The organism is Streptomyces rimosus (assembly GCF_008704655.1).
GTDB lineage: Bacteria > Actinomycetota > Actinomycetes > Streptomycetales > Streptomycetaceae > Streptomyces > Streptomyces rimosus.
In genome coordinates, this window is the sequence record NZ_CP023688.1 from 7,203,986 (window position 1) to 7,227,553 (window position 23,568).

The 23,568-nt window shown below is 72.3% G+C and carries 22 protein-coding genes; 11 read left to right on the forward strand and 11 right to left on the reverse strand.

The annotated features are described in order from the left end of the window. Positions 1-147: 147 nt before the first annotated feature. The 3 genes from CP984_RS41585 to CP984_RS31420 are packed head-to-tail and all read left to right on the forward strand — an operon-like array spanning position 148 to position 1,910. Positions 148-312 (forward strand): hypothetical protein, encoded by a 165-nt coding sequence (locus CP984_RS41585; protein WP_156100262.1) that lies wholly within the window; start codon positions 148-150, stop codon positions 310-312. Next, complete coding sequence (locus CP984_RS31415) at positions 309-1,031, forward strand: hypothetical protein (protein WP_003983971.1); 723 nt, start codon at positions 309-311, stop codon at positions 1,029-1,031. The genes CP984_RS41585 and CP984_RS31415 overlap by 4 nt, the downstream gene beginning before the upstream one ends. A gap of 57 nt (positions 1,032-1,088) precedes the next feature. Then, a complete protein-coding gene (locus tag CP984_RS31420; protein WP_003983972.1) occupies positions 1,089-1,910 on the forward strand; it encodes an EI24 domain-containing protein in 822 nt (273 codons plus the stop codon). Here CP984_RS31420 and dapA read toward each other — a convergent pair. Then, positions 1,867-2,772, reverse strand: a complete 906-nt coding sequence (gene dapA / locus CP984_RS31425) for a 4-hydroxy-tetrahydrodipicolinate synthase (RefSeq protein ID WP_003983973.1) — start codon at positions 2,770-2,772, stop codon at positions 1,867-1,869. The two genes, CP984_RS31420 and dapA, sit on opposite strands and share 44 nt — an antisense overlap. A 69-nt stretch (positions 2,773-2,841) precedes the next feature. After that, positions 2,842-4,707, reverse strand: coding sequence for an endonuclease/exonuclease/phosphatase family protein (locus CP984_RS31430; protein WP_003983974.1), 1,866 nt, complete (start codon positions 4,705-4,707; stop codon positions 2,842-2,844). Positions 4,708-4,955: 248 nt separating this feature from the next. On the opposite strand from CP984_RS31430, the gene CP984_RS31435 reads away from it, so the two are divergent. Continuing rightward, the gene (locus CP984_RS31435; RefSeq protein WP_003983975.1) at positions 4,956-6,446 is read left to right on the forward strand and encodes a hypothetical protein; all 1,491 of its coding nucleotides are present in this window, start codon (positions 4,956-4,958) and stop codon (positions 6,444-6,446) included. A 100-nt stretch (positions 6,447-6,546) separates the two neighbouring features. Here the strand turns inward: CP984_RS31435 and CP984_RS31440 are convergent, their stop codons facing one another. Continuing rightward, complete coding sequence (locus CP984_RS31440; RefSeq protein WP_003983976.1) at positions 6,547-6,987, reverse strand: hypothetical protein; 441 nt, start codon at positions 6,985-6,987, stop codon at positions 6,547-6,549. Positions 6,988-7,010: 23 nt separating this feature from the next. Further along, on the reverse strand, positions 7,011-8,174 hold the full coding sequence (locus CP984_RS31445; protein ID WP_003983977.1) for a chymotrypsin family serine protease: 1,164 nt from the start codon (positions 8,172-8,174) through the stop codon (positions 7,011-7,013). Between the two features lie 473 nt (positions 8,175-8,647). Here CP984_RS31445 and CP984_RS31450 point away from each other — a divergent pair, with 473 nt between their 5' ends. Both CP984_RS31450 and CP984_RS31455 read left to right on the forward strand, forming a co-directional pair. Continuing rightward, a complete protein-coding gene (locus tag CP984_RS31450; RefSeq protein ID WP_003983978.1) occupies positions 8,648-10,099 on the forward strand; it encodes an alkaline phosphatase PhoX in 1,452 nt (483 codons plus the stop codon). Between the two features lie 310 nt (positions 10,100-10,409). Next, positions 10,410-11,393 carry an LLM class flavin-dependent oxidoreductase gene (locus CP984_RS31455; RefSeq protein WP_030180567.1) on the forward strand — a complete coding sequence of 328 codons (984 nt, stop codon included), beginning with the start codon at positions 10,410-10,412 and terminating at the stop codon, positions 11,391-11,393. A gap of 88 nt (positions 11,394-11,481) precedes the next feature. Here CP984_RS31455 and CP984_RS31460 read toward each other — a convergent pair whose 3' ends face one another. Beyond that, entirely contained in the window at positions 11,482-12,726 is a 1,245-nt protein-coding gene (locus tag CP984_RS31460; RefSeq protein ID WP_003983987.1) for an MFS transporter, read from the reverse strand. Between the two features lie 101 nt (positions 12,727-12,827). Here CP984_RS31460 and CP984_RS31465 point away from each other — a divergent pair, with 101 nt between their 5' ends. Beyond that, positions 12,828-13,913, forward strand: coding sequence for a DUF5937 family protein (locus tag CP984_RS31465; RefSeq protein WP_003983988.1), 1,086 nt, complete (start codon positions 12,828-12,830; stop codon positions 13,911-13,913). 155 nt (positions 13,914-14,068) lie between these two features. Here CP984_RS31465 and CP984_RS31470 read toward each other — a convergent pair whose 3' ends face one another. Beyond that, positions 14,069-14,428: a flavoprotein gene (locus CP984_RS31470; protein WP_226048720.1), complete on the reverse strand. Its 360-nt coding sequence runs from the start codon at positions 14,426-14,428 to the stop codon at positions 14,069-14,071. Positions 14,429-14,567: 139 nt separating this feature from the next. Then, positions 14,568-15,152 (reverse strand): TetR/AcrR family transcriptional regulator, encoded by a 585-nt coding sequence (locus CP984_RS31475; protein WP_003983990.1) that lies wholly within the window; start codon positions 15,150-15,152, stop codon positions 14,568-14,570. Positions 15,153-15,386: 234 nt separating this feature from the next. Between CP984_RS31475 and CP984_RS31480 the strand changes: the two genes are divergently transcribed. Continuing rightward, positions 15,387-16,325, forward strand: a complete 939-nt coding sequence (locus tag CP984_RS31480; protein WP_003983991.1) for an alpha/beta fold hydrolase — start codon at positions 15,387-15,389, stop codon at positions 16,323-16,325. A gap of 167 nt (positions 16,326-16,492) precedes the next feature. Here the strand turns inward: CP984_RS31480 and CP984_RS31485 are convergent, their stop codons facing one another. The 3 genes from CP984_RS31485 to CP984_RS31495 all read right to left on the reverse strand — a co-directional run bounded on the left by CP984_RS31485 (position 16,493) and on the right by CP984_RS31495 (position 19,024). Then, entirely contained in the window at positions 16,493-17,746 is a 1,254-nt protein-coding gene (locus CP984_RS31485; RefSeq protein ID WP_030180558.1) for a TerD family protein, read from the reverse strand. Between the two features lie 82 nt (positions 17,747-17,828). Next, positions 17,829-18,101 carry a GlsB/YeaQ/YmgE family stress response membrane protein gene (locus CP984_RS31490; RefSeq protein WP_003985673.1) on the reverse strand — a complete coding sequence of 91 codons (273 nt, stop codon included), beginning with the start codon at positions 18,099-18,101 and terminating at the stop codon, positions 17,829-17,831. Positions 18,102-18,214: 113 nt separating this feature from the next. After that, entirely contained in the window at positions 18,215-19,024 is an 810-nt protein-coding gene (locus CP984_RS31495; protein ID WP_003985674.1) for an NAD-dependent epimerase/dehydratase family protein, read from the reverse strand. Positions 19,025-19,330: 306 nt separating this feature from the next. On the opposite strand from CP984_RS31495, the gene CP984_RS31500 reads away from it, so the two are divergent. The 3 genes from CP984_RS31500 (at position 19,331) to CP984_RS31510 (ending at position 22,669) form a co-directional block, all read left to right on the forward strand. Further along, a complete protein-coding gene (locus CP984_RS31500; protein ID WP_030180554.1) occupies positions 19,331-20,278 on the forward strand; it encodes a 5-dehydro-4-deoxyglucarate dehydratase in 948 nt (315 codons plus the stop codon). Beyond that, positions 20,278-21,528 (forward strand): hypothetical protein, encoded by a 1,251-nt coding sequence (locus tag CP984_RS31505; protein WP_003985676.1) that lies wholly within the window; start codon positions 20,278-20,280, stop codon positions 21,526-21,528. The genes CP984_RS31500 and CP984_RS31505 overlap by 1 nt, the downstream gene beginning before the upstream one ends. Before the next feature lie 232 nt (positions 21,529-21,760). Then, the gene (locus CP984_RS31510) at positions 21,761-22,669 is read left to right on the forward strand and encodes a DUF7916 family protein (protein ID WP_003985677.1); all 909 of its coding nucleotides are present in this window, start codon (positions 21,761-21,763) and stop codon (positions 22,667-22,669) included. Between the two features lie 24 nt (positions 22,670-22,693). Here CP984_RS31510 and CP984_RS31515 read toward each other — a convergent pair whose 3' ends face one another. Continuing rightward, the gene (locus tag CP984_RS31515) at positions 22,694-23,413 is read right to left on the reverse strand and encodes a class F sortase (protein ID WP_003985678.1); all 720 of its coding nucleotides are present in this window, start codon (positions 23,411-23,413) and stop codon (positions 22,694-22,696) included. Between the last annotated feature and the right edge of the window lie 155 nt (positions 23,414-23,568).

Consider the following 23,568-nt stretch of genomic DNA (forward strand, 5'->3'; position numbering starts at 1 on the left):
CCACAGTCATGCCCACCGCACGCTGTGGCCGGTATCGGACCGTGCCAACCCGGCCGTTCGTGGGCACCATGGCGGGACGATGTCCATCGGAGTCCGGGGAGTCCGGCGGCGAGGACTCGAACGGACCGGTCCGTACCGGGAGGCGTCATGAGGCTGGGCAAAGCGCTTGCTGTCGGTGTCGCGGAGGACGTGGCGGCCGTGACGAACGCCGAAGGGGACGTGGTGGTGCCCGAGACGGTCGCGGAGTGCGAGGTTTCGGAGCCGGTGTCCGTCGAAGTTCCGGAGCGGCATCCGGTCCCCGCCGGGCGATGAGGCTGCGGCTGCCGGAGGAGCGTCCCGCCGCGCCGCCCGAGGGGTACAAGCTCGCCCATGCCGTGATCTCCCACGACGGTGAGCGGGCCGGGTTCGCCGGGGTCTCGCTCGGCGGTGCGCTTCCGTACGGGTTCTTCGACGAGGCGCGCTGTGTGTACGGCAGGCGCCACCGCTGCCCCGCCCTGCGCTGCGACTGCGGTTTCTACTGTGTGCACACCTTCGACCAGGCGCTGGCCCTGGCGTGCGCCGGCCAGTACCGCAAGGCCGTACTGCTGGAGGTCACCGTTCTCGGCGCGTACATCCGCTTCGAGCGCGGCATGCGGTACGAGCGGCAGCGGGTGCGGGTGGCGCGGGTCGGCGCGTGTGCGTGCGGCGGGGTGCCGTGCGCGTTCGCGGACGCGGGGTGGGGGCGTACCGGGTGGCGGGTGCTGACGGCCGTCTGCGCGGGGTGCGCGGCCCGGCGCGGGCGTACGGCGTTCGCGGCCTGGACGGCGGTGAGCTTCCCGGAGTTCGTACGGCGCGGGGGCGGGCCGCTGCGGATCGTCGCGGGCGGTGATCCGGAGGCCGGGGCGGAGCCCGCCGGGGAGCGGCCGGCGTCCGAGGCCCGTACCGTCCCCGAGCTGGCCGCCGAGGCGACCTTGATGCAGGCCAGGCTGGACTGGCTGCAACGCCAGCTGGCCCGGTTCACCGGCAAGGACGGCGCGGACCGCACCTCGTAACCGTATCCGTACGGTACGGAGACGGGCGCTTGCCACCGGCCGGTTACGCTGACCGGCATGCGCGATCTTGTGGCGGGAACGGGGTACCTGGGGAAGGGGCAACGCTGGGTTGCCCGGCACGGCAGATGGTGGGGGTTCGGGCTGATCCCGGCGCTCATCACCCTGGTGCTGTACGCGGCGGCGCTGGGCGCGCTCGCCTTCTACGCGGGTGACCTCGCGGCCTGGGCGACGCCTTTCGCCGACGGCTGGGGCTCGCCCTGGCAGGGGCTGCTGCGCGGGCTGTTCGTCGCGCTGCTCTTCGCGGGCGGGCTGCTGCTGTCCGTGCTGACCTTCACCGCCGTCACGCTGCTGGTCGGCGACCCCTTCTACGAGGCGCTGGTGGAGCAGGTCGAGAAGTCCGAGGGCGGCGGCCCGCCCGACCCCGGCCTGCCGCTGTGGCGGGAGCTGTGGATCTCGCTCAAGGACAGTGTGCACGTCCTGGTGCGCGCCGCCGGTTTCGGTGTGCTGTTCTTCGTGCTGGGCTTCCTGCCGGTGGTCGGGCAGACCGTGGTGCCCGCGATCGGCTTCTGCGTCTCCGGTTTCTTCCTCACGGTGGAGCTGACCTCGGTGGCGATGCAGCGGCGCGGCATTCCCGTACGGGAGCGGCTGCGGATGCTGCGCGGCCGCAAGGGGCTCGCGGTGGGGTTCGGTACGCCGCTGGTGCTGGCGTTCCTGGTGCCGTTCGTGGCCGTGTTCCTGATGCCCGGCGCGGTGGCCGGGGCGACGCTGCTCGTCCGCGACCTCACCGGCGACGGCGGGGCGGCGGGGGAAGAGGACGCGCAGGTGGCGGACGAGGTTACTGCTGTGCAGCCTTCAGCGCCGCCATCAGCTCGCTGGTGACCTCCGGCCCGGCCGCCAGCAGGGGCGCGCGGACCGGTCCCGCGGGCAGCCCGAGGGCGTTCAGCAGCGCCTTCGCGGTGACCGCGCCGGGGTGCCCGCCGTCCATCATCGCCTCGATGAGCGGGACGAGGCGGAGGTGGCGGCGCGTGGCCTTTGCCGGGTCGCCGGCGTCGTACGCGTCGAGGACCGCACGTACCTCCCGGGGCGCGGCGTTGGCGACCGTGCTGACGCAGCCGACGGCGCCGATGGCCCGCAGCGGGAGGGTCTGCTCGTCGCAGCCCGCGTAGTACGCGAGATCGGTCGCGGCCAGCACCTTCGCGGTCTTCATGAGGTCGTACGCGCAGTCCTTGACGCCCCGGATGCGCGGATGCTCCGCGAGGCGCAGCAGGGTGTCGGCGGCCAGGGTTGTGCCGGTCCGCCCGGGGATGTCGTAGAGCATCACAGGCAGGCCGGTGGCGTCCGCGATCGTGCGCAGGTGGTGTGCGGCGGCTTCCTGGCCCGGGCGCGAGTACGGCGGAGGGAGCACCAACAGGCCGCCCGCGCCTGCCCGTTCGGCGGCGCGGGCCAGCTCGGTGCCGTGCCGGGTGTCGCCGGTGCCGACCCCGGCGGTGATCCGCGCCCGGTCGCCGACCGCCTCGACGACGGCCCGTACCAGGGCTTCCTTTTCGGCGTCGGTGGTGGTCGGTGACTCGCCGGTGGTGCCGCTGAGGACGATGCCGTCGCAGCCCTCGGCGACGAGGTGCGCGGCCAGGCGCCGGGCGCCGTCGAGGTCCGGCGTGCCGTCGGCGCGGAACGGGGTGACCATGGCGACGGCGGTGCGGCCGAAGGGCGGTGGCGACGGGACGCTGTTCGTTGAGGTCATGGAGCGGAGTCTGTCGCCACCGCGGTCTTCAGGTCTACTTAGATGTACTCCCGCTATGGGTTAGCAGCGCTACCGCTTCAACCGCAGCACCTGCGGGTCGTGGTCGCTCGACTGGTCCGCGTACTCCGCGTTGATGTGGACGATGTCGTAGTCCACGCGGCGCAGGTGGCGACTGGTGAGCATGTGGTCCAGCACCTGCGAGTTGCCCTGGTAGACGTAGCCGTAGCGCTCGCCGCGCGGCAGCCGGCCGACCAGGTCGGTGAGCACGCCGTTCTTGGTGAGCGCCTTGAGGGCGGGGGAGAACTGGTAGTCGTTGAGGTCGCCGGCCACCACCACGTCGGCCTTCGGGTCGACCTTGAGGACGTCCTCCACGAAGCCGCGCACCGCCTCGGCCTGCCGGACCCGCTGGGTCTCCGAGGTCCGGGCCGGGGGCTGGAAGCGGCTGTCGAGGCCCTGGTCGCCGCCCTTGGAGTTGAAGTGGTTGGCGACGACGAAGACCGGGCGGCCCTGGAAGGAGAACTGGCCGGCGAGAGGCTTGCGGCTGTTCGCCCAGGCCGCGTTGCCGGGGTCGATACGGCCCGGCGAGGCGGTCAGGCGGGGCTTGCCGTGGGAGCCGGTCACCTTGACCGGGGTGGAGGCGTCGCCCCCGGCGATGTCGGTGAACGAGACCCGGGCCGGGTTGTAGAGGAAGGCGGTCCGGATGTTGCCGCCGGGCTGGCCGCCGTCCTGGTTGTTCACCGGGTCGATCTGCCGCCAGGCGTACGAGGGGCCGCCGGCGGCCTGCACGGCGTCGGTGAGCTGCTTGAGCGTCGCGTTCGCGGAGACGGTGCCGTCATCGGTGGGGCCGTTGTCGTCCTGGACCTCCTCCAGCGCCACGACGTCCGGCGACGCGAGGTTCTTCACCAGGGCCTCGGCCAGCCGCGCGAACTTGGCGGGCGGCGTCTTCGGCGAGAGGTTCTCGACGTTGTACGTGGCCACCGCCAGCTCGTCGGCGCGCTGCCGGCGCGTGGTCTCGCGGGCCGGGCCGCGGTCGGTGAGCGTGCCCAGTTCGGTGGCGGCGATCCCGTACCCGCCGAAGTTGTCGTAGTCCAGCGGGCCCGCGGTGGTGCCGGTCAGCAGGTCGCCGGTGTCGGCGACGGGGAAGGGGCGCTGGGAGAAGGGGATCAGCGAGGTGATCTTGACCCGGCCGGGGTTGGGGTCCTGGTACGAGCCGTAGAGTGCGCCGCCGCGCACGGTGCGGTTGTGGCGCGGCTCGGCGGTCGCCCACAGCTCGTTGTGCGTGTTCGTCGGTCCGACGACGGACGCGTCGGTGAGCGAGACCCGCATGCCCTCCAGCGACTCGTAGCGGTCCAGGGCGTATGCGTCGGGGCGCAGCGGCAGGTTCTCGATGCTCTTGCCGCCCGCGGACGGGGCGTAACGATCCGGCACGGACGAGGCGTTGAGCTTGAAGGCCGCCGGGAGCGGGTTGCCGGAGGAGTCGACGGTCCAGGTGGCGTCGGTGATCTCGGTGACCGACTGGAGGCCGGCCCGTTCGCCGCCCGGGTAGTACTCGCTGACCGTACCGGAGACCCGTACCGCGTCACCCACGGCGGCCTTCGGCGTCTGCTTGCCGGTGAAGACGAAGATCGCCTCACTGGTGGCCGGGTCCCGGTCCGGCCGCGGGTCCTGCACCCAGAAGCCGCGGGCCGAGCCGAAGGCCCGTACCGCCGTGACCGTGCCGGGCACGTCCGCGACCTGCTTCCCCGCGAACGGCGACAGGCGGGTGGTGCCCTGGATGTCGTGGATACGGGTGCCGGCGGCCGACGCAGACTGCGGGACCGCGAGCAGCCCGCCGGTCAGCGCGGCGGCGACCACCGCGGTCAGCGTGGCGGGCCTGCGCAGCGCGCGGCGGCGGGGCGTACGGGTCGGATGGTGCGGCGGTATCTGCGCGGACACGGCGGGCCTCCGGAAGGCGGGCGAGGGGGCGAGGATGAGCGGATGAGCGGGAGAAGGCGGAACAGCGGTGGAGCGGAAACGGTCCGGCCGCCTCTACGCGCGTCAATCTCTTGTGTGGCCACCGCAGTTGTCAAGGTTCGCCGGGTGTACGGGCGCGGAAACCCAGGTGAACCGCCCGAGATGCGCGGAATTCCGTCTACGCTGGGGCTTCGCACGAGCCGTAGTCCCGACGAGGAGCTGAACCCGAGATGTCCGCAGAGCGCCCCACCCTGCCGCCGGTGCGGCTGCACTCCGACGCGGAGCTGGCGCGGGACGCGCTGAGCGCGCCGCTGTTCGCCCGGGCCGCGCAGCTGGCCCGCTGGGCCGAGCCCGGCGTGCCCGTCGGCGTCGGCGGTGAACTCCTCCAGGAGCAGCTGGCCGCCGCCGTCGAGCACCTCGGCCTGAGCGCGGACGAGGACGGCGCCGGGTACGCCGCCGAGGCGTGGCAGCTGGCGGTCGACACCGGACTGGTGGAGATCGAGGAGACCGCCGAGGAGGGCGACGAGCTGCCCGACGACGCCGCGGCCGGCACCGCCGCGCCCGGCGAGGAGCTGGCGCTGCTGACCTCCGGCAGCCCGCGGGACATCCTGGACATCTGGCTCGGCGGCATGGAGACCGTGCTCGCCGACGCGGTGGCGCCCGACCTCTCCGAGATCGCCGACCAGATCGCCGACGGCGGCGAACTGGACCTGGACGCGATCGACTGGAACCCGGAGGAGGAGGCCGAGCTGCTGGACGGCATCCTCGGCAACCTCTACCTGCTCACCGCGCTGAACGAGGACCCCGAGCAGGCCGTGCCGCTGCCCGCGCTCGCCGCCTCCATGATCGTGCCGGACGACATGGACGAGCCGACCGACGACATCCTCGAAGAGGTGTCGGAGGCGATGATGCGGCTCGACGACCAGTTCCGGGTGCTGGAGCCGATCGGCCTGGTCGCGTACCGGCCGGTGGACGAGGCGCTGATCGAGGAGCTGGACGAGGACGGCGCCACCGTGAAGTCTTCCGAGCCCCTGGAGGACGAGGACGTCTCCCGGTACGGCATGGTCCGGCTCACCCCGCTGGGCGTCTACGCCGTACGGGCCCGGATGCTGGACGCGGGCGTGGACGCCCCGGCCGTCGGCGACCTCACCGACAAGGGCGCCGACGTCCTGCTGGACGCCCTGCCCGGCTATCCGGAGCCGCTGGCCCAGGCCGAGTCCGAGCAGTGGCTCGCGGCCCGCAGCCCCCTGGACGCGGCCCGCGACCTGCTCGCCGCCGCCCGCGGCGACGACGAGGACGCGCCGCTGCGCCGGCTGGCCTGCCAGCAGACGCTGTCGCTGTGCGGGCCGGAGGCCGAGCCCGCGCTGCGCGAGGTGCTCGACGACCGGCAGCTCGGCGGTCTGGCCCGGGTGTGGCTCGCCGAGCACGGCGCCACGGACGTCCCCGAACCGTCCCAGGACATGATCTTCTGGCTGACCGTGGACACCATCGCGGCCCAGCTCGGCGCGGCCGACGCCGCCGAGGAGAGCGCGGCCGAGCTGCGTGCCCTGGTCGAGGGCCTGGTCGGCCAGCACAGCGGGTTCTTCGAGACGGCCTGGCGGGTGGACCACCCGGCGACCGCCGACGTACTGGAGGCCATGGGGCGCCTCCACCCGGACCGCAAGACCGCCAAGGAGGCCCGCAAGGCCGCCTTCAAGGCCCGCTCGCGACAGGGGAGTTGAGGGTTTTACGGCGGCTCCCGCGAGCTGCCGCGACCGGCGGGCGGCCGGGACACCTCGGTGCCCCCGCCGCCCGCCGGCCTTTTCCGGCGGAGGTGCGCCGTCAGCACACGATCTGCGTCGTGTGGTTGAACGAGGTGGACTGGCCGTTGAACCCGTAGGTGCCGCGGTAGGACAGCGGGACCTGGAACTGGCCGATGATGGTGACCGTCTCGGCGCAGTTGCCGCCGGTGCCCGGACGCTTGGCGTCGATGCGCAGCGAGCTGCCGATCGAGCCGCCGGTGATGTCCCACGGAGCGCCGCAGATGCCGGAGGTGATCCGGCCGCCCGTGACGACGTTGGTGTTCGGGTTGTAGTTGACCTCCATGTCGAAGGTGAGCGCCTGGTTGTGCAGCGCCATCTTCTGGGTGACCTGGAGCGCTTCGGCGGACACGTCGCGCTGGACGGCGAACGCCTCGTCCCGGGTCTTGACCTCGGAGCCCTGGGCGTTGATGAACTGGTGCTCGTGGCCCGGACCCTTCTTCTTCGGTGCTGCGCTTGTCATGGCTCTCCCTCGGGCTCGGTGGGTCAGGCCAGCTGCTCGGCGACCTCGACGCGCAGCAGCGCGCGGACGGTCTCGAAGTGGTTGACGATGGTGACCGTCGACGAGCCGGCGAAGAGCAGACCGAGCGCGACGTTGTCGAGCGAGGTCACCAGCGAACCGGAGTCGCCGCCCGCCGAGATGTTCGTGGTCATGATCTGGTCCTTGAAGCGCGCCGTACCGGCCGTGCCGTAGTTCACGTCGACCGTGGCGTCGGTGGAGACGATCCGCCCGAAGCTGATGTTGGTGGTCCGGCCGGTCTTCTTCACCAGGTCGCCCACCGCCACCGCCGACTTGCGGCGCCAGGCGCGCGGCGCGCCGCTGAAGTACGTCTGGCGCGTGGCGTCCTCGAACTCGATCTTCGCCAGCGCCGCGTCCACCACGTTGTTGTGCTGCGTCAGCGGGATCTGCGGGGCGAACTGGATCGAGATGAACCGGTCCAGCGTGCCGATCCGGTCCGCGGGGTCCGTACCGCCGTCGAACTTGCCCGGCTGCAGTACGGCGCTGCCCAGCGGCGCCCGGTTGGAGTCCGCCAGGACGTGGTTGTTGCTCAGGATGTAGAACTTGCCCGGTACGCCGAGGCCGGGCGCCGGCGGGTTGGTCGCGGCGCCGGGCAGGAAGTCGTACACCACGCTGCCCAGCGTGCCGGCGGTGACCTGGACGTTGCCGACGGAGAAGCCGGCCGGGCAGGGCCGCATCCGGCGCTTGAGCAGCTGCGGCTCCAGGGCGCTGCCGAGCTGGCTCAGCTCTTCGAGCAGCGGCTGGGCGAGCGCGCCCATCCGGCCGCCGTCGCCCATGGAACGGCCCTGCTCCTCGGCGAGCGAGCGGCCCTGCTGCCCGCCCGGTACGCGCTGCTGCCGCTGGGCGGAGATGTGGCCGACGGCCAGGACGTCGGTCGGGGTGCCGTCGTCCATCTGGTGCGGGATCACGTCCCGCTCCGGGAGCATCGACTCCGGGACCTTCTGTGTGACGAAGACCAGCACGGCTTCCTCGCCGGTGGGCTCGCCGTTGGTCCACTTCACGCCGTGCCCGAACCCGACCACGTTCGCGGTCGGGTTCTGCGGGTGCATGAAGTCGGAAAGTGCCTGCTGGCGGGAGGTGTCGCTGACCTGGCCTCCAGTGGGTCCGCGCATCAACTCGGGCTGGTTCACACCAGACCACCTCTTCCCCGGTGGGCGTCCCGCGCGGCTCTCAGCCGTGCGTCCGGTGGTACGCGCGAAGGCTCCCGCGTACGGGCGGCTACGGCTGCGGGGCGGGACCGCGTTCGCTTCACGAGCCCGGGCCGCCTGCGGCGGCGGGCTCTCAGGGGAGGACGGGAACCCGGCACGGAACAGCTCCCCGAACAGCTCCGTACGGCCCCGGGCGCACCGCTCTCCCTACGGGTGATGCAGGTAGGGACTGTCTATTGCGGAGGCCGGTCGGCGGTCAAGGAGGTACGCGATAAATCTTGCGCTTACTGCGTAGATGCCCCTGATGACCTTGTTTGCCATGATTTTCCGGGGTGGAGGGAAACGCTTCCCGGACATCGTGGCGTCGTACCGGGTTCAACCGCGGTTCGCCCCGGCGCGCCAGGGTGTGACGCACAGCGCACAGCACTCCCGCACCGGTCCGTACAGGAGATGACATGCCGCTCACCCGCAGAGACTTCGCCAAGCGCTCCGCCGTCGCCGGTGCCGGCATCGCACTGACCGGCAGTGCGGGTGTCCTGGCCACCGCGCCCGGCGCCGTCGGGCAGGAACTCCCGGAGCAGGGGCTGCCGGGACCGGACGGCGGCGTACGCGGGCGTGCGCCCGGCTACGGACCGCTGATCGACGACCCGGCAGGCCTCCTGGCCCTGCCCGCCGGATTCACGTACAAGATCATCACCCGGACCGGCGTCACCACACTGGAGACCGGCGAGTCCACCCCCTCGAACCACGACGGCACCGCCACCTTCGAGGGCCCGCGCGGCACCACCCTGCTCGTCAACAACCACGAACTGAAGGGCCCGCGCGCGAAGTGGCCGCACCCGGTCCCGCTCGCCGACGGCCTGGTCTACGACCCGGCCGCAGCCGGCGGCTGCACGGTCGTCGAAGTATCCCGGGACGGTACGCACGTCACCGAACGGGTCGGCATCGCCGGCACCTCCACCAACTGCGCGGGCGGCCGAACCCCCTGGGGCACCTGGCTGACCTGCGAGGAGACCGAGGACAAGGCCGGCCAGAACGGCATGACCAAGGACCACGGCTACGTCTTCGAGGTCGATCCCCACGATCTTCGTGCGGCCCGCGCCCCCCGCCCCATCAAGGCGCTGGGCCGCTACGCCCACGAAGCCGTCGTCGTCGACCCCCGGCGCGGCCACCTCTACCTCACCGAGGACGCCGACCGCCCCAACGGCCTCCTCTACCGCTGGACCCCGCCGCACGACTTCGAGCACGGCCGCGGCCGGCTGCGCACCCTGGCCGACGACGCGGGCGTCCTGGCCGCGTTCCGCTGCTACGACTCCGGCGGCCGGTTCGTCGACGACCTCTCCCGCGCCACGAACACCGGCACGGTCTACGGCGTCGACTGGATCGAGGTCCGCGACCGCGACGCGCGCACCACTTCCGTACGCAAACAGTTCGCCGACGGGGAGATCACCCGCGCCCGCAAGCTGGAAGGCATGTGGTGGGCCGACGGCGGCGCGTACATCGTCTCCTCGTACGCCCGCGAGGAGAGCCCCGTCCGCCACGACGGCCAGGTCTGGTTCTACGACCCGCGCCGCCGCACCCTGACCCTGAAGGTCCTGCTCGGCATCAACCCGGACCCCGACGAGGACGGCGCGTTCGACGGCCCCGACAACATCACCGTCTCCCCGTACGGCGGCCTGATCATCGCCGAGGACGGCGAGGGCATCCAGCACCTGTTCGGCGCCACGGACGACGGCCGTACGTACCCCATCGCCCGCAACGACCTCAACATCGGCACCGCCGACGCCCCCGCGTACAGCGAATTCACCGGCCCGGTCTTCTCGCCCGACGGCCGCACGCTGTACGCGAACATCCAGGAGCCGGGGATCATGCTGGCGATCAGGGGGCCTTGGCGGCGGCAGAGGTGAGCGTTGCGGGGGCGGGTGCGCTGCCGCCAGGAATCCCGGTACCGGCTGTCACGTTGCACGAAGGGTGAGCACGCGGACGAGGACTACGACGACGCAGGGGGCCGGGCGGGCGGCCGGGGAGGCCGGGAGGCTTGCAGCGGGGGATCAGACCGGCGGGCTGGGAGGCGGGGAAACCGGCAGGCTCGCAACCGGGCAGACTGACAGGCTTGCAGCCGGGGAAACCGACAGGCTCGCAACCGGGGAGACCGGCACGCTTGCAGCCGGGGATCAGGCCACCCGCTACCCCCGTCTCCGGTCCACCCCCTTCTCCATCCTCGACCGCTCCCGGACCCGCCAGGGCCACCCGGACGCCGAGGCACTCCGCGACACCATCGACCTCGCCCGGCACGCCGAAGCGCTCGGCTACCACCGCTTCTGGGTCTCCGAACACCACAGCGTGCCGGGCGTCGCCGGTTCGGCACCGACCGTGCTCGCCGCCGCGGTGGCCTCCGCGACCTCCCGCATCCGGGTCGGTACGGGCGGCGTCATGCTGCCCAACCACCGCCCGCTGGTGGTCGCCGAACAGTTCGGCGTCCTCGAAGCCCTCTTCCCCGGCCGTATCGACATGGGCCTGGGCCGCTCCGTCGGCTTCACCGACGGCATCCGCCGCGCCCTCGGCACCAACAAGGAAGCAGCCGGCTCCTTCGCGACCCAACTGGCCGAACTGACCGCCTACTTCACCGACGGCCCACGTCCCCACCCCCAGGTGCACGCCCGCCCGGCCGAGGGACTGCGCGTCCCCGCCTTCGTCCTGGCCACCGGCGCCGGCGCGGACATCGCCGCCCGCGTGGGCCTGGCCCTGGTGATCGGCGATCTGCGCGGCCGCGAAGCGATGCAGGCCGCCATCGACCGCTACCGCTCCACCTTCGAACCCTCACCCCTCTGGCCCCAGCCGTACGTCATCGTCTCCGGCACGGTGGCCGTGGCCGAAACCCCCGAGGAGGCCCACCGCCTCCTCCTCCCCGAAGCCTGGTCGATGGCCTACTCCCGCACCCACGGCGTCTTCCCGCCCCTGGAACCGGCCGATGCCATCACCGCCGGGGAACCTGACCTCTCCCCGAAGCAGCGCGCCTTCTACGAATCCGCCCTGGCCGGCCACATCCACGGCACGGAGTCGGAGGTGGCGGCCGAACTGGACGAGCTTCTGACGCAGACCGGCGCCGACGAGTTCTTGGTGACGACGAGTACGTATGAGCGGGTGGGGTTGCTGGAGTCGTACGAGCGGCTGGCTCGGGTGGCGGGACTGAAGGGGTGAGCCGGGCGGCGCGCGGTCAGTCCCGGGCGGCTCGGAGAGCCACGGACCAGTCGGCGTTGTCCACCGTCGCCGGAGGCGATTGCCCAGCTCACAAGCTTGCTCCCCTCCGGGGATCGTGACTGCTGGGCTGCGCTCCCCGGTCCTTCTCGGTGGCAACGGCGGAGGCGGAGAGCAGCGTCGCGGCCGCGACGCTGCCCCAGAGGGCGACCGGACCGAGCGGCGCGAGCGCGGTGATGACTGCCGGGGAGACGGCGAGGCCGAAGCCCGTGGAGAGCTGGAGGCGGGCGAGGGCGCGTCCCAGGGCATGGGCCGGGGCGAGCGCGGTGACGAGCGCGGTGGCGCTGCCTGCGTAGATGATCTCGCCGATCGTGCAGACCACGGACACCATGGCGACGGCCGGGACGGCCCAGCCGTGTCCCAGCGAGGTGGCCGCGAGGAAGCCGGCGTAGGACGCGGCCAGCACCACGCCGGAAAGGGCCAGCACGGTCCGCCGGGAGAAGCGGGACATGAGGACGGTGACCGGCACTTGCAGGGTGACGACCAGCACCGTGTTGGCCACGAAGACGGCCGCCGGCCACACCGGTGACGCGTGCAACTGCGTGACCAGGACCAGAGGGAGCGCGATCTCGGGAACGTTGAGGCAGAAGACGTAGACCACGTTGGCGGCGAGCAGCGCGGACATCCGGGGTGCGGCCCGGTCGCCCTGGTCCCTGGCCGGAGCGGCCCCTGCCGGATGCGCGTGCACATGGACCGACCACGCCAGGACGGCGGCTGCGAGGTAGGCGAGCGCGGTGACGGCCGCCAGCGCCCGCAGCGCGGTGGTGCCGCCCGCCAGGCATACGGTCGCGAGGAGCGCTCCGATGCCCAGGGCAGCGTTGCGCAGGGCGTGGGCCCATGCCAGGGCGGTGTCGCGTTCTCTGCCGTGGGCGACCGTGGCCACGAGCGCGGCGTGGGCGGCAGGCCAGGCCTGGTTGCCGACGCCGAGGAAGAGCGCCGCCGCCGCGAAGAGCCACATGTGCCCCGCCGGGGCGGCCAGCAGCAGCGCCACGCCCAGCACCCGCACCAGCATCGACGCCGCCACAACCGTGCTGCGTGCGCCCCGGTCCAGCCATCGGCCCACCGCGGGCATACACACCAGACCCGTGACGATGCCGGCCGTCATGGCGATGCCGGTGACCGGTGCGGACAGCCTCAGCACCGTCACGCCGTAGAGCAGCAGAAACGGCCGCAGCAGGCCGGTGCCCAGCGCGTCCACGGCCAGGGCGACGGCATAGCGAGGGCCTCCTGAGGCGCGGACGAGGGCGCGGGGCCGGATTCCGGTGAGGGTTGCCATGGCGACAGACAGTGCGTTCGGCCGCTGGGGCAGGCACGCCGGTTGACGTACATCGTCAATCGACGACACCGCCGGGCCGTCCGGGCGGTGATGATGAGGGGATGACGCTGAGGATCGACATCGGCGGTCTGCCGTCCGAGCGCGTGCGGTTCGCCGCTTCCCCGCTGGCCGAGCTGACCGCGATGCTGCACGTGCTGGCCGAACCCGGTCATCATCCGCAGTTCGCCGGCTGGGCCGCGGACGTCTGGGCCGGGCTCCGTCCGGAGTCGGCCGAGCGGCTCAGGGAGGCGGAGTTCCTCTGGCGTTCCTCACAGGCCGACTTCCTGATCCCCGCGCGGCCCCGGCCGACCCTCGCCGAGGAACTGGACGACGTGGACCGGATCGACGACGAGAGGTATGTGACCGCCGCGCTCGTCACCACGTGCGGCAGCAACCGGGACCGTCCCCCCGGGGCGTCGCCGCTCACCGACACCACCGCGCGCGAGCGTGCCCTGGAAGTGGCCCAGGCCCGCGGCGCGCTGCAGGAAGCCTTCGCGGAACGGCTGCTCGCGGACCCGGCCGCGGTGCGGGCGCGGGTACGCCGCACCCTCGAAGAGTGCGCCGAGACCTTCTTCGACGCCGCCTGGGCGGGTGTCGCGGTGCAGCTCGCCACCGATCTGCGCCTGAAGAACGAACTGCTCAGGCGCCACGGCGTCGGGGCGGCACTCGCCTCGGTCTCCGGCGCGGTCACCCTGGCACCGGACGGTGACTGCATCATCGTGGACAAGGTGCAGGACAAGGCGACCGCCGCCCGTGACGCCGGGGTCACCTTCATCCCCAGCGTCTTCGGCCGCCCGCACCTGGTGGCGGTCCATGCCCCCGGGTGGCATCCGGTGGTGCAGTACCCCGTGGCCGAACCGGGCCCGGCGGAGCCGGTCTCTCTGGAGACGGTCACCCTCCGTCTGGAGGCGCTCGCGCATCCGGTACGGCTGCGACTGCTACGCACCCTGGCCCGCGGCCCGCACACCACCGGCGAACTGGCCCACTTCTGGGAACTCTCACCCCCGGAGGTGCCCCGCCACCTTGCCGTCCTGCGCCGCGCGGGCCTGCTCACGCCTCGGCGGCAGGGCCGTTACGTGCGCTACACCCTGAATCTGCCCGACCTGGCGGACTTGGGCACCGACCTGCTGGCGGCCGTACTGCGCTGAGGCCACCTCTCGTCGGTCGCGCCCTGGCCGCCTGAGCAGCAACGCCTCGCCATTCGATCCCGTACTGCGGCCACTGCGGCGGTATCGCGGACCCGCCCGGGCGTGCCTATTCTCGGCCCGTCCCCTCTGCGGGCTGCCATGCTCCCCAACCCCACCTACGACCTACGCCCCTTGACCACCTCACCCACCGCCCGCAACGCCAGCCCCCACGGATACCCATCCACCTGCTCACCACCAGTCCCAGGCGCATGCGGCTCCCAAGCCCCCGGCCTATACAGCACCCGCACCCCTAGATCCCGCAGCACCCGCACCGACCGCCGGGTGGCCGGATGCGCGTCCAGCGCCGTCGACCAGAACGGCAGCGCGACCACCGGAAGCCCCGGCCCCACCGCCTCGGTGAGCAGCCCGAGCGCGTACGTATCGGCAATGCCCGCGGCCCACTTGTTCACCGAGTTCATCGTCAGCGGCGCCACGATCACGGCATCGGGCGGCGGATCGCGCTTCTCCTCACCCACTCAGGTCCCGCATCACGGGACGTGACCGTGATCGGGACCGTGCATACGGCCGGTGGGGGTGGAGCGTCGCCACCCCGGGCACGGTAAGCGGTCGACAAAAGGGCGGCTTTGAGGCCGCATCCGGCTCAACGCGGGGCCCTTACGGACGCAACGCCCGCGACAGCGCGTCAACCGTCACGCCCACGATGGCCAGGAGCTGTGCCGGGCTCGCCCCGGCTCTGCTCATCACGGCGAGCGACTGGTTCACGGCCGCCGCGTGGACAGCGAAAGTCTCGGCGTCCTGGTCGGTCAGTCGGCCGGCCTTCAGCGCGGCGCGCAGGCGCCGGCGCTGGAAGCCGAGTGCCTGCTTGGTGTGCGCTGCGACGCTCGGACTCAGCACAGGAATTGCCATGGCCGACTGGGCAATCAGGCATCCATCAGGTAGTTCGGGATCAGCGATGCGCTTGAGGGTGACGTCGAAGAAAGCGCGAAGAGCGGCGACGGGATCCGAGGCTGCGCACGACAGGGCGGCGTCGTACTTCTCGCCGTAGCGCGCGGCGTAGAGGTTCAGGCAGCGCAGGAAGAGCGTGTCCTTGTCGCCGAGGGAGGAGTAGATGGAACTGCGGTTCAGGCCGGTGGCCCGGGACAAATCGTCCAAGGAGGTGTCGGCGTAGCCGACGCGCCAGAACTGGATCATCGCGGCGTCGAGCGCCGTGTCCATGTCGAACTGCTTCTTGCCTGCCACGCGGCACTTCCTCGCCGATGCGTCGATGGTTCGGACTGCGGTGCGCCCCATCCTATCTTGAACTAAACAGTTCAAGATGCGTTAGCCTTCGAGCGTGGTCTTGGGCCGGCATGCAGGCATGCAGGCACGCCGCGCGTACTTCGCGATCGCGCGAGAAACACACCACGTGGTTCCAGCCATCGCCCCTCAGCCACACCGCCCCAACCGCACACCTGACACCGACGGAGGATCCCCGTGACCGGCCCGGCAACCAGCACTCCGCATGCCTTCGAAAGCAACCCCGTTCGCGACCTGCCCCTGCAGCATCTGGACGGATTCACCCACCGCTGGGTCGACGCGGACGGCGTCCGTCTTCACGCCGTCGAAGGCGGGCGCCCGAGCGGCCCGGCCGTCGTCCTGCTCGCCGGATTCCCGCAGACCTGGTGGGCCTGGCGCAAGGTGATGCCCGGCCTCGCCGACCGGTTCCGCGTCATCGCGATCGATCTGCCGGGGCAGGGCCACTCCGAGCGTCCGGAGCGCAGCTACGACACGCACGCGGTCGCCGCGCACGTGCACACCGCCGTGAAGGCTCTCGGAGTGTCGACCTACTCCCTGGTCGCCCACGACATCGGCGCCTGGGTCGCTTTCTCCCTCGCCCTCGACTTCGAGAGCCATCTGCGCCGGGTCGCTCTGCTCGACGCCGGGATTCCCGGTATCACTCTCCCGGAGGCGATTCCCACCGACCCGGACCGTGCGTGGAAAACCTGGCATTTCGCGTTCCATATGGTGCCCGACCTGCCCGAGACGCTGCTTGCCGGCCGCGAACGCGAGTACGTCGGCTGGTTCCTGAAGATGAAGGCCCTGTCTCCCGACACGTTCGACGACGCCGAAGTCGACCACTACGCGGCGGCCGTCGCCGCCGACGGCGGCCTGCGCGCTTCCCTCGCGTATTACCGGGACGCCGCGGAATCGGCGCGCAAGAACCGCGAGGCGCTCGAACGGCGGCACATGACCGTGCCCATCCTCGGAATCTCCAGCAGCCACGGCTCCGTTCCGGACATGGCCGCCTCCATCAGCCCATGGGCCGACAACACCACCCGGATCATCGTGCCCGACGCCGGGCACTTCATCCCCGACGAGCAGCCCGAAGCCGTCGCTGCCGCGATAACGGACTTCATCGCCGTCGACGACTGATACCCGTCCGGGCTGAGACGCAAGGGCCGGAGGATGGGGCTGTGCGGTTGGGGAGGTGCGGAAGAACCCCGCCGGTCGGTAAACAGCGAGCCCCGGCGCGCCTCGCGCCGGGGCCGTGAATGAACCGTCCACGGGCCGGAGGCTTCGTCCGCCGACCCGTAGTTTTCCTACAGTGCTGCGCCTCCCGGCTTGACCATCCCCCGGACCGTCCGCGCGTCCACGAATTCGCCCATTGCCGTCATCTCCCATTCCCCGGAGAACTGGCGGATCAATTTCGCCATCATGACGCCCGTGCGGGGTTCGGCGTGGGTGAGGTCGAAGCGGACGAGTTCTTCGCCGGTCTGGGCGTCCACCAGGCGGCAGTATGCCTTGGCGACGTCGGAGAACTTCTGGCCGGAGAAGGAATTGACGGTGAAGACCAGGCCGGTCACCTGCGGGGGGATGCCGCCGAGGTGGACGGTGATGGACTCGTCGTCGCCCGCGCCCTCGCCGGTGAGGTTGTCGCCGGAGTGCTGGATCGCGCCGTTCAGGATCTGGAGTTTGCCGAAGAAGCAGTTGTCGACCTTCTTGCGGTCCGGGCCGTAGGCGATCACGGAGGCGTCGAGGTCGATGTCCTTGCCGCGGTAGGCGGGCTCCCAGCCGAGGCCCATGCGGACGGAGGACAGGAGCGGGCGGCCGCCCTTGACCAGGGAGACGGTCTGGTTCTTCTGGAGGCTGACGCGGCCCTTGTCGAGGTTGATCTTGCCGGAGCCCGGTGCGGGAGCAGGCGCGGGAGCGGCTGCCGCGGGCGGCGGCGCCATCGGCGCCGGGGCGCCGGTGGGCGGACCCCACTGAGCGGCGGGGGCAGGCTGAGGCGCGGCAGCCGGCGGGGCCGGGGGAGCCTGCGGAGCCGGGGGTGCCTGCGGGGCGGCGGCAGCGGGCGCCGCCGGTTCCTCGACGTTCACGCCGAAGTCGGTGGCGATGCCGGCCAGGCCGTTCGCGTAGCCCTGGCCCACCGCGCGGACCTTCCAGGCGCCGTTGCGGCGGTAGACCTCGACGACCACCAGGGCGGTCTCCGGGCCGAGCTGCGGCGGGGTGAAGGTGGCGATGACGCTGCCGTCGTCGGCGTTGCGGACCGTGCCGGTCGGTTCGGTGCCGGCGAAGGTGGCGCCGGGGGCGTCCAGGCTGGCGGTCACGACGATCTTCTCGATGCCGGCCGGTACCGCGGCGGTGTCCACCGTGATCGTGTCACCGGCGCCGCCCGCTCCGGACGTATGGGTCACACCCGGGCCGGCCGGCTGGTTGTAGAAGACGAAGTCCTCGTCGGAGCGCACCTTGCCGTCGGCGGTGAGCAGCAGGCCCGACACATCGAGCCGCACGGGCGCGGTGACGTCCACCGCCACCCGCGAGGCGGTGAGCGGGAGGTTCGAGCCAGGAGTCATAGCGGTCATGCCGGGGATAACGAGCGGCCTTTCTTTGCGGTTCCATTACCGGGGGCCGGATGGGGCCACTGCCGGCCGGTGGTCAGCGGCGTTCGCGGGAGTTGCCGAACAGCAGGCGGTAGGCGATCAGGAGCACCAGGGAGCCGGCGATGGCGGCGATCCACATCGACGGGTCGTAGAAGTCCTTCGGTATCGGCTTGTCGAGGAACTTCGTGGAGAGCCAGCCGCCGATGAAGGAGCCGACGATGCCGATGAGGGTGGTGCCGACAATGCCGCCCGGGTCCCGTCCGGGCAGCAGGACCTTGGCGATGATGCCCGCGATCAGTCCCAGTACGAGCCAGCTGAGGATGCCCATGGTGCGTCCCTCGTTCCTGCGTAGTTGCGCAAATGATTGATACGCACACAAGGACGCCGCGAGGGGGACGCGGGTTGCGTCGGCCGGCCCGGCGTGGCCGAGGCCACGGCCGCTCAGTACGGCCAGATGGGCGGGTCCACGCAGAAGGCGCCGCCGAGGTGGGTGTGTTCGGGGTTGGCGGGGTCGAGTTCGCCGTGCGCGGCGATCAGTTCGGCGGCGTACGGCTCGGAGTCGTCCTGCGGCTCGTACCCGAGCGAGCGGGCCGTGGTCAGGTCCCACCACAGGCGGGTGTTGGCGGAGGAGCCGTAGACGACGGTGTGGCCGACGCCCTCGGCGGTGAGCGCGGCGTGCAGCAGACGCGCGCAGTCGGCCGGGCTCAGCCAGATCGACAGCATGCGGACGGTGGTGGGCCGCGGGAAGCAGGAGCCGAGGCGGACGGAGACCGTCTCGATGCCGTGCAGGTCCCAGTAGAGGGAGGCGAGGTCCTCGCCGAAGCCTTTGGAGAGGCCGTAGTACGTGTCGGGGCGGCGCGGGGTGTCCACCGGGATCGCGCCGGAGCCGTCGGCGGGGCGCGGGGTGAAGCCGACGGCGTGGTTGGAGGAGGCGAAGACGACGCGGCGTACGCCGGCCTCGCGCGCCGCCTCGTAGAGGTTGTACGTGCCCTCGATGTTGGCGCGCAGGATCTTCTCGAAGGGCGCTTCGAGGGAGATGCCGGCGAGGTGGACGATGGCGTCCACGCCGCGTACCGCCTCGCGCAGGGCTTCCTTGTCGGAGAGGTCGGCGGTGATGGCGTCCGGCGCGTCCTCGATGGGGCGCTGGTCGAGCAGTGGGAGCCGGTAGCCGTACGGGGGCAGCAGGCCGCGCATCAGGGTGCCGATACCGCCGGCGGCGCCGGTGAGCAGGACGGTGCGGGGTGCGGGCATGGAAGGCTCCTCCGGGCGGGCTCGGTCGTACGGCTTCATCCGCGGACGGCGTTCAGGTAAGTGGACGATCGCCGTCACGGTAGGAAGGCGCGCCGGGCAAGGTCAAGATGCTTGACGGGTCGGCCAAATCCGGTTGCGGGGAGGCGTTTTCGGAGCCGCCGGGGCCGTTTCGGGTCCTTGACCGGCCCGGGAGCGCTGCCCTAGCGTGAGCGCGTTCATGAGTATGGACACCAGTCAGGGACGTGCACATGTGGTGGCGTCACCACGACGTACGCGCCTGCGGTACGAGCATGCCAGGGAGAGCCCGTGACCCCAGCCCCGCCGCTCGCCCAGCGCCTCCACGGCCTGCTGTTCTTCCCCGTGACCGCGTACGGGCCCGACGGCGCCCTGGACCTGACCGCCTTCCGCGCCCACGTACGCCGGGGCATCGACGCCGGTGCCGCCGCCGTCTTCGCCTGCTGCGGCACCGGCGAGTTCCACGCGCTGACGCCCGAGGAGTTTCGAGACTGCGTGGCCGCCGCGGTCCAGGAGGCGGCCGGGCGGGTCCCGGTGCTGGCCGGCGCCGGTTACGGCACCGCGCTCGCCACCCGTTTCGCCCGCCTCGCCGAGGACGCGGGCGCCGACGGCCTGCTGGCCATGCCGCCGTACCTCGTCGTCGCCGACCAGGCGGGCCTGCTGCGGCACTACACGGAGCTCGCCGCCGCCACCGCCCTGCCGGTCATCGTCTACCAGCGCGACAACGCCGTCTTCACCCCGGACACCGTCGTCGCCCTCGCGCGCACCCCCGGCATCATCGGCCTCAAGGACGGCCTCGGCGACCTCGACCTGCTGCAACGGACCATCAGCGCCGTGCGGACCGAGGCGCCGGGGCGGGAATTCCTGTACTTCAACGGGCTGCCGACCGCCGAGCTCACCGGCCCCGCCTACCGCGGCCTCGGCGTCCGCCTGTATTCGTCCGCCGTCTTCGCCTTCGTCCCCGAGGTCGCCACGGCCTTCCACCGCGCCCTCGCCGACGGCGACGACAAGACGGTCGCGCGGCTGCTGGACGGCTTCTACCGGCCGCTGGTCGAGCTGCGCAACCAGGGCAAGGGCTATGCGGTCTCGCTGGTCAAGGCCGGGGTACGGCTGCGCGGGACGGACGTCGGCACGGTACGGGCGCCGCTGAGCGAACCGGCCCCCGAGCACGTCGAGGCACTGGCCGAACTGATCGAACGGGGCCTGGAGCTGGTCGGCGCGCCGTCGGGCGGCCGGTGATGCGGACCGCCGCGTTCCTCTACCCGTGGGACGTGGTGGGCGACCCGGACGCCGCCCGCCGCATCGCCGAACTCGGTGTCCAGCAGGTCACCCTGGCCGCCGCGTACCACTCCACCCGCGCGCTGACGCCGCGTCACCCCCGCCACCGCGTGGTCACCGCAAGGCACGCGGCCGTCCTGTACCCGCCCGACGCCGACCGCTGGGCGGGCCGCGCCCTGCGCCCGTACCCGCAGGAGTGGACGGCGGGGCCGGACCCTTTCGGCGAGGCGGCGCGCGCGCTGACGGACGCGGGCCTGGAGGTGCACAGCTGGGTCGTGCTGGCCCACAACGGGCGTCTGGGCGCCGAGCGTCCCGCCATCGCCGTACGCAACGCCTACGGAGACCGCTACCCCTGGGCGCCCTGCATCGCCCGTCCCGAGGTGCGTGCCTACCTCCGCGACCTGGCGGCGGAGGCGGCGACGCGTCCCGGCGCGCGCGGCACCGAGCTGGAGTCCTGCGGCTGGTACGGGCTGGCGCACCTGCACGCGCACGACAAGATCTCCGGCGTGCCGCTCTCCGGCGCCGCCCAGTACCTGATGTCGCTGTGCTTCTGCGAGGTCTGCGAGGCGGGGTACGACGGGCTGGGGGTGCGGGCGCGGGACGTGCGGGGCGCGGTCGTACGGGCGCTGGAGCCGGTGTGGACGGGTGCGGGTGGGAGCGAAGGGCCGTCCGGCGGCGGCCGGGCGGGGGAGTGGCGCGAGGTGGAGAAGCTGCTCGGGGGTGAGCTGTCGGGGCTGGTACGGGGCTGGCGGGAGGCTGCCGCGCGCACGTTGCGGCGGGAGGTCGTCGCCGCCGTACGCGGCGCAGCGGGCGACCGCTTCCGGGTACTGCTGCACGCCGACCCGGCCCCGCACCGCTGCGGCGCGAACGTGGGCGCCGACCCGGCGGACGTCCTCGCGGACACCGACGGGGTGGTGGTGCCGTGTACGGGTGACGAGGCGGCCCGTACGGACGCGCTGGCGCCGTTCGCGGAGGTACGGGCGCAGCCGGCCGCGCCCGACGCTCCCGTCCTCGCCGCCAACCTCACCATCGTCACCGCCATGGGCGGCAGCCCCGGCACCCTCGCCGCCGACGCCGCGCACGCCGCCGCCCTCGGCGCCGGCGAACTCCGGCTCTACCACGCGGGCCTGGCCGGTGACGGCGACCTGGCGGCCGTACGGCGCGAGCTGGCAACCGTACGGCGGAATACCGCCCGGAATTCCGTGGCCTGAAATTCCCGTCGAGCGGTGGTGAAAGGGCGAAAACTCGCCGGACGTACGAAATCCCGTCGCACGGTGAATGCGCGGATCACCGCCCCGGGACGCCAACGAAAACCGCCCCGCCCATTCCGGCCGTCCCGTACCGCGCGGTGATCTACTACAACGCGTTCCGTACCGCGGCCCCGTGCCTCACGCGGCATGCCCCGGGCCGCGCACGACCACGACAGACCCTGGAAGGAACGCCATGACACAGCGCATCCTCGACCTCGACCGGGAGGAACTGGCTTCGCTGCGGGGCCGGGAGCTGACCGAGGCGGTCGCGGCGGCGGAGGGCCGCACGATGGTCGCCGAGGTCTTCGCCGAGCGCGCCGCCCTCTCCCCGCACCCAGGCGGCGACGCGGGCGTGCACAACATCGAGCTGGTCTCCGCCTTCGGCGCGGACATCGTCATCCTCAACCTCATCGAGCGGGCCTGGGACGGGGAGTGTCTGCGGCTACCGGGCCTGGGCACGTTCACCAGCTTCGCCGACCTGGCCTCGTACGTGGGACGTCCGATCGGCGTCAACCTCGAACCGGGCGACGTGCCGGAGATCCGCCGGGCCGGGCCCGAGCAGGCCCGACGCTTGGTCGACATGGGCGCCGCCCTGCTCTGTCTGACCGCCAACCCCGGTACCGGCGGCAGCTTCGACGGCCTGGCCCGTGTCACCGGCGAGCTGCGCCGCGCGCTCGGTGACGATGTGGCGCTGTGGTCCGGCAAGATGCACCACGCGGGTCACCCGGAGCGGGTCACCGCCGGGCGGCTGACCGCGCTGGTGGACGCGGGCGCCGACGGCGTCGTCCTGCCGCTGCCCGGCACCATGCCCGGCCTCACCAAGGAGCGGGCGGCCGAGGCGGTCGCCGCCGTGCAGGACGCGGGGGCGGTGGTGATGGGGGCGATCGGTACGAGCCAGGAGGGCGCGCACACCGACATCGTGCCCCAACTGGCGCTGACCGCGAAGGAGATCGGGGTGGACGCGCACCACTTCGGGGACGCCTTCCTGCCGGGCATGTGCGATCCGGAACTGCTCTACGGCTACTCCGTGGCGGTACGCGGCCGTCGCCACACCTGGAACCGGATGGCGCTCAACGGGCGCGGCAACCGCATCCCGGCCTGAGGGGCGGGGCCCGCGGCAGGCGGCTCAGCCACTGCCGTTGTGGTTGCCGCTGCTGTGCGGCACCGGCTTGTGCTTCCCCGGTTCCCGCTTCGTGGCGGTGAGGTGGGCGAAGGCCACCACGTTGCCCAGGTACTCCTGCCGGGCCTTGTTGAAGCCGCCGCCGCAGGTGATCAGCCGTAGTTCGGGGCGGTCGGCCGGGCCGTAGACCTTCTTGTCCGGGAAGTCGTTGCCGTCGTAGACCTCGACGGCGTCGATGGAGAAGACCGCGGTCCGGCCGTCCGCGCGGACCACCTCGATGGTGTGGTTCTTCTTCAGCGCGCCGAGGTTGTAGAAGACCGCGGGACCCGACCGGGTGTCGACGTGGCCGGCGATCAGCGAGGTGCCGGTGGTGCCGGGGGTGGTGCCGTTCTCGTACCAGCCGGCCAGGTTCCTGTCCCCCTCCGGCGGGGTGGCCAGGCTGCCGTTCTCGTCGAGGCCGAGGCCGGTCAGCGGCGCGTTGACGCCGAGCGACGGGATACGGACCCGCAGCGGCCGGGAGGCGGGCATCGGCGGGGGCGGCGGAGCAGGGGTCGCGGACGGCCGGGCGGCCCCGGAACCGGCGAACCCCTGGTCGGCGGAGGGCTGCGGCGGCGGCGCCTGGGCCTCGGCGCCGTGGCCGATCATCCATATGCCGGTGCACATCGCGGCCGCGGTGAGGAGGGCTATCAGGCCCTGGTCACCGCGGAAGCGGCGGGTGGTTCCCATGGCTGTCGGCCTCCGGGGTTGCGTTGCTGCGGACTGCGTCCGGGGTGCGGGACGTGCGGTCGTACGGTCCGGGACGTGCCGGGACGAAGCGGGCGGCGATCACGCCGGATACGCCCCGGCCTCCCGGTCACGGCAGGCGTGTCCGGGAGGTGGGG

Coding starts and splice junctions, on each gene's coding strand:
- CP984_RS31510 (WP_003985677.1), top strand. CDS start 21,761: ATGACACAGCGCATCCTCGACCTCGACCGGGAGGAACTGGCTTCGCTG.
- CP984_RS31415 (WP_003983971.1), top strand. CDS start 309: ATGAGGCTGCGGCTGCCGGAGGAGCGTCCCGCCGCGCCGCCCGAGGGG.
- CP984_RS31460 (WP_003983987.1), bottom strand. CDS start 12,726: ATGGCAACCCTCACCGGAATCCGGCCCCGCGCCCTCGTCCGCGCCTCA.
- CP984_RS31450 (WP_003983978.1), top strand. CDS start 8,648: ATGCCGCTCACCCGCAGAGACTTCGCCAAGCGCTCCGCCGTCGCCGGT.
- CP984_RS41585 (WP_156100262.1), top strand. CDS start 148: ATGAGGCTGGGCAAAGCGCTTGCTGTCGGTGTCGCGGAGGACGTGGCG.
- CP984_RS31515 (WP_003985678.1), bottom strand. CDS start 23,413: ATGGGAACCACCCGCCGCTTCCGCGGTGACCAGGGCCTGATAGCCCTC.
- CP984_RS31485 (WP_030180558.1), bottom strand. CDS start 17,746: ATGACTCCTGGCTCGAACCTCCCGCTCACCGCCTCGCGGGTGGCGGTG.
- CP984_RS31490 (WP_003985673.1), bottom strand. CDS start 18,101: ATGGGCATCCTCAGCTGGCTCGTACTGGGACTGATCGCGGGCATCATC.
- CP984_RS31505 (WP_003985676.1), top strand. CDS start 20,278: ATGCGGACCGCCGCGTTCCTCTACCCGTGGGACGTGGTGGGCGACCCG.
- dapA (WP_003983973.1), bottom strand. CDS start 2,772: ATGACCTCAACGAACAGCGTCCCGTCGCCACCGCCCTTCGGCCGCACC.
- CP984_RS31465 (WP_003983988.1), top strand. CDS start 12,828: ATGACGCTGAGGATCGACATCGGCGGTCTGCCGTCCGAGCGCGTGCGG.
- CP984_RS31435 (WP_003983975.1), top strand. CDS start 4,956: ATGTCCGCAGAGCGCCCCACCCTGCCGCCGGTGCGGCTGCACTCCGAC.
- CP984_RS31440 (WP_003983976.1), bottom strand. CDS start 6,987: ATGACAAGCGCAGCACCGAAGAAGAAGGGTCCGGGCCACGAGCACCAG.
- CP984_RS31495 (WP_003985674.1), bottom strand. CDS start 19,024: ATGCCCGCACCCCGCACCGTCCTGCTCACCGGCGCCGCCGGCGGTATC.
- CP984_RS31420 (WP_003983972.1), top strand. CDS start 1,089: ATGCGCGATCTTGTGGCGGGAACGGGGTACCTGGGGAAGGGGCAACGC.